At 66.0% G+C, this 14832-nt stretch carries 8 protein-coding genes; all 8 read left to right on the top strand.

The annotated features are described in order from the left end of the window. The first annotated feature begins 37 nt into the window (after positions 1–37). Positions 38–244, top strand: a complete 207-nt coding sequence (locus ACVENA_RS17810; RefSeq protein ID WP_449326470.1) for a DUF2093 domain-containing protein — start codon at positions 38–40, stop codon at positions 242–244. Beyond that, positions 241–1164, top strand: coding sequence for a M23 family metallopeptidase (locus tag ACVENA_RS17805; RefSeq protein ID WP_449326469.1), 924 nt, complete (start codon positions 241–243; stop codon positions 1162–1164). The genes ACVENA_RS17810 and ACVENA_RS17805 overlap by 4 nt, the downstream gene beginning before the upstream one ends. 274 nt (positions 1165–1438) lie before the next feature. Beyond that, the gene (locus ACVENA_RS17800) at positions 1439–4555 is read left to right on the top strand and encodes a TonB-dependent receptor domain-containing protein (protein WP_449326468.1); all 3117 of its coding nucleotides are present in this window, start codon (positions 1439–1441) and stop codon (positions 4553–4555) included. Between the two features lie 168 nt (positions 4556–4723). After that, positions 4724–6538, top strand: a complete 1815-nt coding sequence (locus tag ACVENA_RS17795; RefSeq protein WP_449326467.1) for a tetratricopeptide repeat-containing sulfotransferase family protein — start codon at positions 4724–4726, stop codon at positions 6536–6538. A 264-nt stretch (positions 6539–6802) separates the two neighbouring features. Beyond that, complete coding sequence (locus ACVENA_RS17790; protein WP_449326466.1) at positions 6803–9985, top strand: TonB-dependent receptor domain-containing protein; 3183 nt, start codon at positions 6803–6805, stop codon at positions 9983–9985. 92 nt (positions 9986–10077) lie between these two features. Then, entirely contained in the window at positions 10078–12081 is a 2004-nt protein-coding gene (locus tag ACVENA_RS17785) for a tetratricopeptide repeat-containing sulfotransferase family protein (RefSeq protein WP_449326465.1), read from the top strand. Next, positions 12078–13235 carry an aspartyl/asparaginyl beta-hydroxylase domain-containing protein gene (locus tag ACVENA_RS17780; RefSeq protein ID WP_449326464.1) on the top strand — a complete coding sequence of 386 codons (1158 nt, stop codon included), beginning with the start codon at positions 12078–12080 and terminating at the stop codon, positions 13233–13235. Before ACVENA_RS17785 ends, ACVENA_RS17780 begins: the two co-directional genes overlap by 4 nt. Next, positions 13232–14740 carry a putative 2OG-Fe(II) oxygenase gene (locus tag ACVENA_RS17775; RefSeq protein ID WP_449326463.1) on the top strand — a complete coding sequence of 503 codons (1509 nt, stop codon included), beginning with the start codon at positions 13232–13234 and terminating at the stop codon, positions 14738–14740. Before ACVENA_RS17780 ends, ACVENA_RS17775 begins: the two co-directional genes overlap by 4 nt. The last annotated feature ends 92 nt before the right edge of the window (positions 14741–14832 follow it).

The following is a 14832-nucleotide window of genomic DNA, read 5'->3' as shown; positions in this document are numbered from 1 at the left end:
GACGATAGTCTCTCTCTCTCGCAACGGATTTTGAATCATGCTGATCGCCAGCCGCAACCGCCTCGCCCGCCTGCACTATGGCCCCAACAGCTTTCGCGTGCTGTCGCCGGGCGACCATGTGTTGTGCGCGGTGACCGGGGTGCCGATCGGGCTCGACGAGCTTCGCTATTGGTCGGTCGCGCGGCAGGAGCCCTATGCGACCGCCGCGCTTTCGGTGCAGGCCGCGCTCGACAGCAAGGCATGATGCATTCGATGCGGGCGCCGCACCTGCTCGCCGCGCTGGCGCTGCTGACGGTTGCGGCCGGATGCGTGCCGGCTTCGGACGCGCCGGCGAAGCCCGCGCCTTCGCCCTTCACCGACCCCGGGCCGCCGTTGCCGCCGCCCGCCGCGCCGCCGATGCGCGCCGATTTCCTGCTGCGCGGAACGCCCGAACAGGGCGCGGTGATGCTGGGGCAGGCGCCGGGCGGGACGCAGGTGCTGACGCTCGACGGCCAGGGCGTGCCGCTGGCGAGCGACGAGAGCTTCCTGATCGCCTTCGACCGCGACGCCGGCCCTTCGGCGCTGCTCGTCGCGACGCTCGCGTCGGGGCAGCGGGTCGAGCGGACGCTGACGGTCGCCGCGGGAAACTGGCGGATCGAGCATATCAACGCGCCGTATCGCGGCAGCGCGTCGAGCGACGCCGACTTTGCGCGGCGGCGCCCGGCCGAGCTCGCGCAGATCGCCGCGGCGCGGGCCACGCCGGTCGAATCGGACGGCTGGCGGCAAAAATTCCGCTGGCCGGTCACCGGGCGCTTCTCGGGCTTCTTCGGGTCGCAGCGCGTCTACCAGGGCAAGCCCGGCAGCTATCACAGCGGCACCGATGTCGCGGTGCCCGCGGGAACGCCCTTCTTCGCGCCCGCCGACGGGGTGGTGACGCTTGCGGCGTCGTCGCCCTTCACGCTCGAGGGCAATCTGCTGATCGTCGATCACGGTATGGGGCTGTCGAGCGCTTTCCTCCATTGCCAGAGTCTCGACGTGAAGGTCGGCCACCGGGTGATGCAGGGGCAGCAACTCGGACTCGTCGGACGGACGGGGCGAGCGACGGGACCGCATCTTCATTGGGGCCTCAAATGGCGCGACGCGCGCCTCGATCCCGGCAAGCTCGCTGGGCCGATGAGCAATTAAGCGCCGCTGTCACCAGCGCAAACTCGTTTCGCGTGAAACAAAATGTCGTAATCGGAGCGCGCAAGGTTATTGCGTTTCGCCTTTTCTCAAAGCTGTTGCAAATTCGTCACAATGGCCCCGGAAACCGCAGAGATGGCGGCAATTTTCCTTTACCCGCAGGAAGCGAGGCTCCATCCCCGGCTTAACCGGGGAATAAAGTGTAGGGGCGATGATTCTGCCCGTGCGCGCTAGTTCCCGGATCGATTTCAGCCAACAGATTCAGGGGAACTGGCTCGTGAAAATAAATTCTACCCAAGCCGTTTTGAGGGCCGCTGCCGCACCGATCGCCTTGTGCATCGCACTGACGTCGTCGGTGGCTTTCGCGCAGAGCGACGCCGATAGCACGATCACGAGCGACACCGCGTCGTCGTCGGACGGCGACACGATCATCGTCACCGGTTCGCGCGTTCGTCGCCCGAATTTTGAAACGGCGAACCAGGTCAATGTGATCACCCGCGGTGATTCGGTTCTGGCGGGTTCGCGCTCGACCGCGGACGTCCTGCAGAGCTCGAGCATCACCTCGGGCACGTCGCAGATCAACGGCTCGTTCCTCGGCTTCGTTTCGGAAGGCGGTCCGGCGGCCAGCACGGTCGGTCTGCGCGGCCTGTCCTCGTCGCGTACGCTCGTCCTGCTCAACGGCCGCCGCCTCGCGCCGGCCGGCGTCGGCCCGCAGCTCGTCGCGGCGGACCTCAACGTCCTGCCGACCGGCGTGATCCAGCGCATCGAAGTGCTGCGCGAAGGCGCCTCGTCGGTCTATGGTTCGGACGCGATCGCGGGCGTCGTCAACGTCATCACCGACCCGAAGGTGGAAGGCCTGACCTTCGACGTCTTCACCGACCAGCCGGTCGAGCATGGCGGCGGCGGCCGCAACTATCGCGCCTCGGTCGTGGCCGGCAAGGTCTTCGATCGCGGCCATATCACCGCGTCGTTCGAATATCGCGAGCAGACGGGCATGCGCGTCGGTGATCGCGGCATCTACAGCTGCCCGCGCGACCTTTATTTCGACCCCACTTCGGGTGCGGAAGTCGGTGCCGTCGATCCGTCGACCGGCCAGCTGATGTGTTTCCCCTACACGACCAACGGCGGTTCGGGCATCGCGAGCGGCTACGGCATCTACTTCAAGTTCGCCAATGGCGAGCAGGGCCGCATCCGCTACGACGAGAACGGCAATAGCGAGATCGTCAACGGCATCTTCCGCGGCGGCCCCAGCTCGGCGCAGCTCAAGGATCACGTCATTTCGCCGGTCCGCACCTATACGGGCTATATCAACGGCGCTTATGAGCTCGACGCGCTGGGCGATGCCGAAATCTATACCGAGGCGCTGTTTACCCGCCGCCAATCGCACCAGGATTTCACGGGGCAGATCAGCATCGATCCGAGCCAGCTCAGCCCCAATATCGAAATCTATGGCGGCAGCTATGCCGGGACGCCGCTGTCGGATTACGGCTATCCGACCAGCCCCTTCTTCCCGACCGCGCTGGCGAACCAGGGCATCAACTATTACACGCCCTTCGTCGTGCCGCAGAATCAGCGTCAGAGCAGCCAGCGCGTCGACTTCCTCCGCTGGAACGGTGGCCTGCGCGGCAATCTGGGGATCGGCGACTGGCGCTATGACGGCAACTTCCAATATTCGCACACCAAGTCGCGCTATTCGACGACGCAGACCACCATCGAGCGTCTGAGCAATGCGCTGCAGACCGTGCTCGCTCCCGCCGGTACGCCGGAAGAGCTGATCACGCGCGCCACCGCCTATCAGGCGGGTGCGGGCAACGCCTATACCTGCGCGTCGAACGTCGATGGCAGCGGCAACCTGATCGCGGGCGCGAGCTGCGTTCCGTTCAACATGTACGACCTCAGCATCCTGCGCGACGGCAACATCCCGGCGAACGTCTATAATTATCTCTATCAGCCCGACGTCGGCCACACCAAGTTCGACCAGACGACCTTCACCCTGAACCTCGACGGCTCGCTGTTCGAGATCCCGGGCGGCATGGTCCGCGCGGCGGTCGGCTACGAGCATCGCCGCGACAAGCTGGTCGATACCCCGTCGCTCGATGCGCAGGCTGCGGTCCTCTACAACTACAGCTCGTCGCAGATCACCAAGGGCTCGGATACGGTCGACGAGGTCTATGGCGAACTCAACATTCCGTTGCTGAGCAACATTCCGTTCGCACGGCTGCTCGAAATCGACCTGTCGGGCCGCTATACCCACTACAAGTCCTATGGTTCGGACTTCACCTACCATTTCAACGGACAGTGGGCGCCGAACGACATCATCCGGTTCCGCGGCAACTATGGAACCTCGTTCCGCGCGCCGAACCTCTATGAGCAGTTCGTCGCCGACCAGACCGGCTTCTTTGGTGGCGATGCCGATCCTTGCTCGGGCTTCGGCACGGCCTATTCGCCGGGCGATACGGTCTATGACAACTGCCTTGCGGCATTGCAGCCGATCCTCGGCGCCAATGCGGTCAACTATATCGCGACCGCTGGTCCGATGGTCACGACCCGCGGCGGCGCCGGCCTGCTGAAGGCCGAAAAGTCGCGCTCCTACGGCTTCGGTGTCGTGCTGACCAGCCCGCGCGGCCCGGTCAACGCCTCGCTGGCGGTCGATTATTGGAACGTGCGGGTGAAGGGCGAGGTCACGACCCTCGGTTCGCTGATCCTCCGGCGCTGCTATGAAGCGGACGATTTCCCGAACAATGAATATTGTGCGCTGATCGATCCGCGTCGCCCCGCCGGCGACCCGCAGCAGGGAACCCTCGATTCGTTCCTCAACCCGTATCTGAACGTCTCCGAGCAATCGGCCGAAGGCATCGACTTCGACCTGCGCTTCGAGGCTCCGGTCGCGGGTGGACGGTTCGTGGCGAGCGCCACTGCAACGCGCAACATCCACCAATATTATCAGCTGTTCGCGACCGACGCGAAGGACGATTATAACGGCACGCTGGGCGTCCAGGGCTTCGGCGCCGGGCCGAAGTGGGTCGGAAATCTCGACCTGCGCTATACCTTCCCGGGCGACAAGGTCACCGTGCGGTACGGCGTGAAATATGTCGGCAAGCAGGATTCGTCGGCCTTCGGCGAGGGCGCGACCTCGCCGTTCCTCGGCGCGGTGGATGTCGACCTGGTCGCCGAAACCTATTGGGAACATGGCATGTCGGTCCAGTGGAAGCTCGAGGACATCGGTCAGGTGACCTTCGGCGTGAACAATCTCTTCAACGCCAAGCCGCCGATCATTTCCTCCTGCCCGACCTCGGCGTGCCAGTACACGCGTATCGGCAACCGCTTCAACTCGAGCAACTATGACCTGATCGGTCGCTCGCTGTTCCTGAACGTGACGCGCACGTTCAAGTGATGCGGCGGGTGCGGTTTCGCACCCGTCCCGTCCGCTGAAGCGGCATATCCTTCGAATCGGGGTGGGGCTTGATTGTCCCACCCCTTTTTGTTGGATTGCCCGGCGCTTCTTGCTCAAGGCTAGGCTGCCTGCCCGTCATCCGGCGGGATCGGTGAAGGGAAATGAACGATGGCTTCCGCCAGAAGGGATGAGGATAGCGGCCTGAACGGGCGCCTCGATCGCGCGATGGCGTTCCTCGATCGCGATCCCGCCCAGGCGCTGCGCGGCGTCGAATCGATCCTCGCCAGCGATCCCGATTTCCTGCCTGCGCGGCGCGCGCTGGCCCATGTCATGCGCCGTCAGGGGAACCACCCCGGCGCCGACCAGGTCGAGCGCGAAGCCATCGCCGTCGGCATAGCGCGTCCCGGTTTTGCCGCGGCGCAGGAGGCTTTTCTGGCCGGCGAGCTGGAGAAAGCCGAAGTCCTGATCCGTCAGCATCTCCGCCAGGATCCGAAGGATCCGGCGGCGGCGCTGATGCTTGGCGAAATCGCCGCGCGCTGCGAGGCGAAACAGGAAGCGGAGAATCTCTTCCGCCGGGCGACGCTGCTCGCGCCGGGCTATCTGGAGCCCTGGCTCGCGCTGGCAAAGCATTGCCGCGATTCGGGCCGTTATCCGGACGCTCTCTTCCTGCTGGACGAGTTGCTCGCGCGGAAAGCCGACCATTTGCCGGCGCTGTCGCTACGTGCGGCCATCCTCGTCCAGTTGCGGCGCTTCGAGGAAGCCGACGCCGCCTTTCTGGAACTGCACGCGCAATGCCCCGAGGACGCGCGCGGCTGGGCCAACCACGCCTTCATGCTCAAGACGGTCGGCCGGCAGGACGACGCGGTGCAGGCCTATCGCACCGCGCTCGGCATCGATCCGGCGAATGCGCAGGCCTGGTGGGGGCTCGCCAATCTCAAGACGGTGCGCTTCGGCGAGGCCGATGTGGAGGGACTGCGCCGCGCGTTCGAGCGCACCGATCTGGCGGCTGACGATCGCATCCACCTCGCCTTCGCGTTGGGCAAGGCGCTGGACGACAATCGCGATTTCGCCGGGGCTTTCGCGGCCTATAGCGAGGGGGCGCGGCAGCGCCTCGAGCAGGTTCCCTATGATCCTGCGAGCGTGACCGGCCATATCGCCAAAAGCCGTCTGACCTGCACCGCGGATTATTTTGCCGAGCGCCGCGACTGGGGAAGCGCGGCGCGCGATCCGATCTTCATCGTCAGCCTGCCGCGGTCGGGCTCCACCCTCGTCGAACAGATTCTCGCCAGCCACCCGCTGATCGAGGGGACCGAGGAACTCCACGACATCGAGCGGATCGCGCTCGCTTGCGCGCCGAACGGCGGAACGGGCGGGTGGCTCGATACGCTGCTTTCGCTCTCCCGCGACAAGGTCCGCGAACTCGGCGATCATTATGTCGAGGCGACGCGCCGCTTTCGCCATAGCGACCGCCCCTTCTTCACCGACAAGATGCCGAGCAACTGGGTCTTTCTGGGGCTGATCCGGACCATCCTGCCGAATGCCAAAATCATCGACGTCCGGCGGCATCCGATGGGATGCGGGTTCGCCAATTTCTCGCAGCATTTCAACTGGGGCATCAATTTTTCATACGATCTTGCGCACATAGGGCATTTCTATACGACCTATCTGCGGCAGATGGCGCATTTCGACGCGGTGCTGCCGGGCTATATCCATCATCTGACCTATGAAAATCTGGTCCAGAACACCGAGGCTGAAGTCACGCGGCTGCTCGATTATCTCGGCCTGCCCTTCGACGAAGCCTGCCTCCGCTTCTTCGAGAATGACCGCGCCGTCTACACGCCGAGTTCGGAGCAGGTCCGCTCGCCGATCAATCGCGAAGGCATCGAGCGCTGGCACAGCTACCGTCCTTTTCTGGGCCCGCTCGCTGCGGCGCTCGGCCCCGTCCTCGATCATTATCCCGACTATCCGCCTGGTGATTTCTGACCCCCGCCGCGGACAGGGGATAATATCATTTGATATTATATGTCGCGGTCGGGCGTTCCCGTATGCCTTCTATTTCGCCGCGATTCCGGTCTGTTGCAAATACGTCACAATCCTCGACGAAACCGCCGCCGACGCCGCAAATCACCTTTACTCGACATGAATGAAGGACCATCCCGCACGCTATCGGGGCGTCTTGAGCGTCGGCGTGTGCCGTTCCGCGACAGGGGCCCAGGTATATCATCAACAGTAGCAAGGGACTGCACTGTGAAAACCACCCATTATTCGAAGCTGAAGCTCGGCGCCGCGCCGTTCGTGCTCGGCATTGGCCTGCTGGCCGCCGCCTCGCCTGCGATGGCGCAGGACGCCCAGAGCGGCGACACCGCCACCACCGGCGATGAGATCATCGTCACCGGCACGCGCATTCCGCAGGCCAATCTGGAATCGGCCGCTCCGATCACCGTCGTGAGCGCTGAAGACATCAAGCTGCAGGGCACGACCCGCGTCGAGGACATGCTGAACTCGCTGCCGTCGGTCTTCGCCAGCCAGTCGTCGACCGCCGCCAACGGCGCGGACGGCACCGCATCGGTCGACCTTCGCGGCCTCGGCACGACCCGTACGCTCAGCCTCGTCAACGGCCGCCGCCTGCTGCCGGGCGATCCGAGCCCCGGAAGCGGTTCGGCTGCCGACATCAACATGATCCCGGCCGCGCTGCTCAAGAACGTCCAGGTTCTGACCGGCGGCGCTTCGGCGACCTACGGCGCCGACGCGGTCGCGGGCGTCGTCAACTTCGTGATGGACACCGACTTCACGGGCTTCCGCCTCGACGGTCAATATAGCGTGTTCCAGCACAACAACCGGAGTAAATACCGGAATTCCAGCATTGCTGGTGACTATAGCCTGCGGGAAGCGCTTGATGCGCGCGGGTTCGGCTATCCGGACGGCAGCGTCGTCGACGGCGGCACGATCGACGTCACCGCGACCTTCGGCGCGGCGTTCGACGACGGCCGCGGCCATATCGTCGCCTATGCCGGCTATCGCAAGGCGAACGCCATCCTCCAGTCGCGGCGCGACTATAGCGCATGCACCATCCAGAACGGACGCCGGATTAACGGGAAGTCCGAGCCCGGAGCGCTGGTATGCGGCGGCTCGCTGACCAATGCGACGGGCACCGCGATCGTCTTCGATCCGAATTTGAACGCCGATTCGTCGACGGTGTACAGCTTCCTGCCGGGCCGCGGGTTCGAGAACACCACGACGCGCTACAACTTCGCGCCGACCAACCATTATCAGCGCCCCGACGAGCGCTACACGGCCGGCCTGTTCGCGAACTACGAGATCAACGAGTCGATCAAGCCCTATCTCGAGTTCATGTTCATGGACGACCGCACGGTCGCCCAGATCGCGCCGTCGGGCGACTTCGGCAACACGCTGACGGTCAACTGCGACAACCCGCTGATGTCGGCCGCGCAGAAAGCCGTTATCTGTGCCGCGCCGAACCTGATCAATGGTTATGTCGGGACGTTCCCGACCGCCGTCGCCGCGCCCTATAATCCCGATCCGAACGCGGCGCCGCTGGAGTTCACCGGCGCGTTCGGTCAGACCTATAATCAGGCGTTCATGCAGGTGCTGCGCCGCAACGTCGAAGGCGGTCCGCGCCAGAGCGACCTGCAGCACACCAACTTCCGCACCGTGATCGGTTCGAAGGGTGACCTCGGCAAGGCCTGGTCGTACGATGCCTATTATCAGTACGGCCGGTCGAACTATAGCCAGGTCTATTCGAACGAATTCTCGGTCGCGCGTCTCAACCGCGCGCTGAACGTCGTCGATGAAGGCATGGAGCGGACCGGCGTCGCCAACGGCAACTACGTCTGCCGTTCGGTCGTCGACGGCAGCGACCCGAATTGCAAGCCCTACGACATCTTCAACGGTGCCGGCGGCGCGAGCCCCGAAGCGGTCGCCTATCTGTCGGCGACGGGCTTCCAGAAGGGCTATACGTCCGAACAGGTCGCCAACGCCTCGTTCACCGGCCTGCTCGGCGAATATGGCATCAAGTCGCCGTGGGCCGACGAAGGCGTGAGCGTCAACCTCGGCTTCGAATGGCGCAAGGAATCGCTGGAACTCAAGACCGACAACGCTTTCCAGACCGGTGACCTGACCGGCCAGGGCGGCGCGACGCTTCCGCTCGCGGGCAGCTTCCGGGTCTATGAGTTCTTTGCCGAAACCCAGGTGCCGATCGTCCACGACAGCTTCATCTATGACCTGAGCTTCAGCGGCGGCTATCGCAAGTCTTGGTACCGGACGAGCGCCGACCGTAAATACGACACCGACACCTACAAGCTGCAGCTCGAATTCGCGCCGATCCGCGACGTTCGCTTCCGCGGCCAGTACAACCGTGCGGTTCGCGCCCCGAACATCCAGGAGCTGTTCGCGACGCCGACCGTCGGCCTGGCCGGCGCGAGCGATCCGTGCGCCGGCGTGACGATCACCGCAGACGACTGGGGCTGTCGCTATCAGGGGCTCATTGTCGGTTCGGGCACGACCGCAAATCCTGCCGGTCAGTATAACGGCCTTCTGGGCGGTAATCCCGACCTGAAGCCCGAAACCGCGACGACGAAGACCTTCGGCGTCGTTCTGCAGCCGAGCTTCCTGCCGCGCTTCTCGCTGACGGTCGACTGGTTCGACATCAAGCTGAAGGATGCGATCCAGCCGCCGGCGCAGGATGCGATTCTGAAGGACTGCGGACTCAATGCGACGGCGGACTTCGAGCCCTTCTCGTGTAGCCTCATCCACCGCGACGTCACCGGTTCGCTGTGGCTGACGCCGAACGGCTATGTCGACAACACGCCGTCGAACCTCGGCCGTGTCGAGACCCGCGGTCTGGAGATCAACAGCGCCTACAGCCACGAAATCGGCAATGCCGGGACGCTGTCGATGAGCTTCGTCGGCACCTATCTCGACAAATATGAGGTCGATAACGGCATCACCCAGGCTTATGACTGCGCCGGTCTCTATGGCCCGGTCTGCTCGGGTGGCGGCACCACGGCGGGCGGCTCGATGCTGCCGAAGTGGCGCCACAAGCTGCGCACGACCTTCAACATGCCGAACGGCATCGGGGTCTCGCTCCAGTGGCGCTATATCGGCAAGGTCACGGCCGAAACGCTCGATTCGAGCCAGTCGCTCCACGGCGACAACAACTTTGATCCGGGCCTGCACCTGAAGGCGTACAGCTATTTCGACCTGGCGACGACCTTCGCCGTGTCGGACAACTATACGTTCCGTCTGGGCGTCAACAACCTGCTCGACAAGCAGCCGCCGCTGGTCACCTCGGGTAGCAGCGCTGACGGGTCGAACCTGTGCCCGACCGGTCCTTGCAACGGCAACACCTATCCGGCGACCTATGACGCGCTGGGCCGTTACATCTACGCGGGCGTGACGCTGGACTTCTAAGTTCCGCATTTCGTCCTAAGATAGGGGGCGGCGGGTCGTCAGACCGGCCGCCCCTTTTCTTTTGTTCCCCGTCTTCAGCCGATGGATGTCCGATGCTCGATTCCAAAACGACCGACGTGCTGCGCCAGGCCGTCGGAGCGGCGCAGTCCGGCGATGTCGCGCGGGCGCGCCAGCTTGCCGAAGGCGCACTTGTCGCCGGGGGCGACGCGGTGGCGCTCAACGCCTTCCTCGGCATGTTGCAGGCGCGCGCGAACGATCTGGAAGCGGCCGCCCGGCATCTGCGCGCGGCGCATGAAGCGCGTCCATCGGACGCCACCATCGCCTGCAACCTGATTGCGGTGCTGATCGACAAGGGCGATCTGGAGGCGGCGCTGGAGGTGGCGACGCCCGAGCTTGCGCGTGCCGACACGACGCTGCGGATCGCTCGCTATCGCGGCTATGTCGCGCAGTCGCTTGAGCGCTTCGACGAGGCGGTCGCGGCCTATGAGCATGTCGTCGCGCGCGATCCGGCCGATTTCGAGAGCTGGAACAACCTCGGCAATGCGCGCTCGGCGGCCGGCGACCTGGAGGGCAGCGTTGCGGCGCTCGAAAAAGCCATGGCGCTGGAACCGCTCGCGCCGCCGACGCGGCTCAATCTGGCGGTGGCGCTGCGCACCGTCGGGCGCGGTGAAGAGGCCGAAGCGCTGCTGAAGCGGACGGCCGAGGAATTCCCGGACGACGCCCGCGCGCTCCACGAACTTTATGTCCAATATAAGAAGGAAGGCCGTCAGGACGAAGCCACCGCGGCGATCGAGGCTGCGCGCGAACGCGATCCGGATAACGCCAATATCCAGCTCAAATTCGGTATCGAATGCGGCCTCGTCAACCGCACGGACGAAGCCGAACACGCGTTCCGCCGGGCGATCGCAATCGACGCGTCGATGACCGATGCCTATCTCGGCCTTGCCGTCCAATATGAGCATAGCAATCGCGAGGAGGAGTTCGCGCCGCTGATCGCCCTCGCCGAAAGCAACGACCTCGGCGAGGGGGCGCTGGCCTTCATGCGCGCCTATGAGCGCCGCCGCGCCAAGCGGTTCGAGGACGCGCTCGCTAGCCTGGCGCTGGTGCCATCCGAGATCGAGCCCGAACGGACCATGCATTTGCGGGGGCAGATTCTCGATCGGCTCGGCCGCCCCGACGAGGCGTTCGAGGCCTTCAGCGCGACGAACCGCATGCACGAGGAATCGCCGACCCGGCCGCTGGCGCGTTCGGCGGCGCTGCGCGACAAGTTGCGCCGGGAAATCGACCTGCTGACTCCCGAATGGACGGCGAGCTGGCCGAAAGCCGAAAGCGGCGGCGCGCATCCCGACCCCGTATTTCTGGTGGGTTTTCCGCGATCGGGGACGACCTTGCTCGACACGATCCTGATGGGGCATCCCGATACGGTGGTTCTGGAAGAGCAGCCGCCACTCAACAATTGCGACAAGCGCATCGGCGGCATGGCGGCGATTCCGAGGCTCGACGCGGCCGCGGTTGCCGAGACGCGGAACGTCTATTTCGACGAGGTCGCGAAAGTCGCGCCGGTTCCGCTCGCCCCCGGGCAGATGCTGATCGACAAATCGCCGCTGTTCCTGTCGAAAGCGGTGCTGATCCAGCGCCTGTTCCCCAATGCGCGCTTCATCCTTGCGCTGCGCCATCCGTGCGACGTGCTGCTGAGCTGCTACATGAGCAATTTCCGCCTCAACGATGCGATGTCGAATTTCCTGCGGCTGGAGGATGCCGCCGAATTCTATGACCTGACCTTCCGGCATTGGGAGCGGGCGCGCGAATTGTTCGGGCTCAACGTCCACACGATCGTCTATGAGCGACTGGTCGAGGATGTGGAAGCGGAGGTGCGGCCGCTGTTCGACTATCTGGGACTCGCATGGCGCGACGAAGCGCTCGACCACCGCGCGACCGCGAAGGCGCGCGGACTGATCACCACCGCGAGTTATGCGCAGGTCGTCGAGCCGATCTACAAGCGCGCCGCGGGGCGGTGGGAAGGCTATCGCGCCCATCTCGAACCGATTCTGCCGGTGCTCCGTCCGTGGGTGGAAAAATTCGGATATAGCCTGTGACCGCCGATCGCGCGGCGCGGCTCGCCGAAGCGGACCGCGCGCTCGCCGCGCAGGATTTTGCCCGCGCCGCCGCGCTGTTCGAAGAGGCGGCGAAGGGGGGCGACGATCCGTCGGTGCTGCTGCGGCTCGCCGGCGCCTATCGCGCCTGCGGGCGCCCGCGCGTCGCGCTCGACGCGGTGCACCGCGCGCTGGCGCTCGCGCCGCTCGACTTCACCGCGCTGATGCTGCGCGCGAGCCTGCTCGACCGGATGGACGATCCGGGCGCCGGCGAGGCCTGGGGCCATGCGATCGCGCAGAGGCCTGCCGACGCGCTGCCGCCGCAGCTCGCGGCGGTGCTGGCCGAGGGGGAGCGGCGCCACGCGGCCTGGCTCGACGCCAAGGAAGCACGATGGGCGGAGCGCATGGCCGCTGCCGAAGCGCGCGCCGACCCCGAAGCGCGCGCGCGCATCGCGCGGTTTCGCAGCAATGCGCTGCGCCGCACGCGGCCCTATCATAGCGAGCCGACCCATTTTCATTTTCCGGGCCTTAGCGAGCGCGAGTTCCATCCGCGCAGCCTGTTTCCCTGGCTCGAGGCGCTGGAGGCGGCGACCGACGTCCTTGCCGCCGAGCTCGACGCGGCGATGACCGCCGAACGCGCCGAACTCGTTCCCTATGTGCAATATGCCGCGCATCAGCCGCTCGACCAGTGGAGGGATCTCAACCACAACCCCGACTGGACCGCGATCCACCTGCTGCGCGGCGGCCGCCGGATCGAGGCCAACGCGCGCCATTGCCCGCAGACGCTGGCCTTGCTCGAAGGGCTGGATCAGCCCGTAATTCCGGGCGCTTCGCCGAACGCGATGTTCTCGCTGCTCGCGCCGGGCACCGCGATCCCGCCGCACGTCGGCTACAACAATGCGCGGCTCGTCTGCCATCTGCCGCTGATCGTTCCCGACGGCTGCTGGTTCCGCGTCGGCGCCGAGACGCGCGACTGGCGGCGCGGCGAAGCCTTCGTGTTCGACGACACGATCGAGCATGAAGCGATGAATCCGGGCGACCGGCTGCGCGTCGTCTTCATCTTCGACATCTGGCACCCCGATCTTGGTCCCGCCGAGCGCGAGGCAGTGGCGGCGCTGATCGGCAGCGATGCGGGCGATCTGCCCGAAAGTCTGTGAGGTTCGCGGGCCAGCTTGCCGCCGTTCATGGCGGGCGAACGGGGATCGACGATATCGGCGAACTGGCGAACCTGGCGCTCGACGAGGGCGAAGAGGAGGCGGCCTTGCCGCTGGTCGCGGCCGCGGCGGGGCGATCGGGTGCCGCGCGGCTCTGGCAATGGGCGGGGCTGCTCCACCGCGCGCTCGACGATCATGCGGCGGCGCTCGCGGCGTTCGACGAAGCGGCACGGCTTGCGCCCGGCGATGCCGGCATCGCGCACGGCCGCGCGCGCGTCGCCTATGAGGCGGGGCTCGATGCGGTGGCGCTGTTCGAGGCGGCCGCGCGGATCGGGCCGCCCAACGGCGATATACTGATCGGGCTCGCGGCGGCGCGCTGGAGTGCGGGACGCGGCGAGGAAGCGGAGGCGGCGCTCGACGCAATTCTTGCCGAAGTGCCGCTGTGGTTGCCGGGCCATGCCCAACTCGCGCAGCTTCGCGCGCTGATGGGGCGGACGGAGGAGGCGACTGCCTCGTTCGAGCGGGCGCTGGCGCGCGATCCGGCATCGCTGCCGCTGTGGCGCGCCTTGCTCGACCTGCATCTTCGGGGCGAGGATCATGCTGCCCTCGCCGAAGGGGTCGTCCGCGCAGAGGCGGCGGGCATCCCGTCGGCCGAGGTCGCGGACTTTGCCGCCATCGTCGCTGCCGAGCTCGGTCAAATCGACCGTGCCGACCGGCTGTTCGGGGCGCTGCCCGGCGAAGTCGCGCCGGTTTGGCGAGTGCGCCACCTGCTCAGGACGCGGCGCTTTGCAGAGGCCGCAGCGTCGATCGATGCCGCGATCGCGGCGGGCGGCGATCGGCGGGCCGCGGTATGGCCCTATGCCGAGCTGCTGTGGCGGCTGACCCGCGACCCGCGTTCGGGCTGGCTTTCGGGCGATGCGGGGCTGGTGCGGTCGTTCGACCTTCAGGGCCGCCTGCCGCCGCTTGACGATCTCGCGGCGCATCTGCGCTCGCTTCACGTTGCGCGCGGCGAATATCTTGACCAGTCGGTGCGCGGCGGCACCCAGACCGACGGTCCGCTGTTCAGCCGCATCGACCCGGTGATCCGGGCGCTGCGCGCCGCGATCGTCGGGGCGGTGGAGACCTATGTCGCCGGTTTGCCGCCCGCCGATTGCGATCATCCGCTGCTCGCGCCGCGCCGAGACCGCCGGACGCGCTTCGCGGGGAGCTGGTCGGTGCGGCTGCGCGGCGGCGGCTATCACGCGCATCATGTTCATCCGCAAGGCTGGATCAGTTCGGCGCTCTATGTATCGCTGCCCGTGCGGGAACCGGGCGACGTGCCCGAGGCGGGGTGGCTCTCGCTGGGCGAGCCGCAGGCGGCGCTGGGGCTCGACCTGCCGCCGACGGCGCTGGTCGAACCGGCGCCGGGGCGATTGGTGCTGTTCCCCTCCTGGATGTGGCACGGCACGCGGCCGTTCGGCGCCGGCGAGCGGCTGACCGTCGCCTTCGACGTCGCACCGCCGCGCTGAACGGCGACGGAGCAAAAAGCTTGGCCGTGCGGCGAAGTCGGCGTAGATTGCCGGTCAGATCGTTACAGAAGGTTTTGAAAAGCATGCCGCAT

The sequence above is a fragment of the Sphingopyxis sp. 550A genome, assembly GCF_053569535.1.
This window is presented reverse-complemented; position numbering and strand designations above follow the sequence as displayed.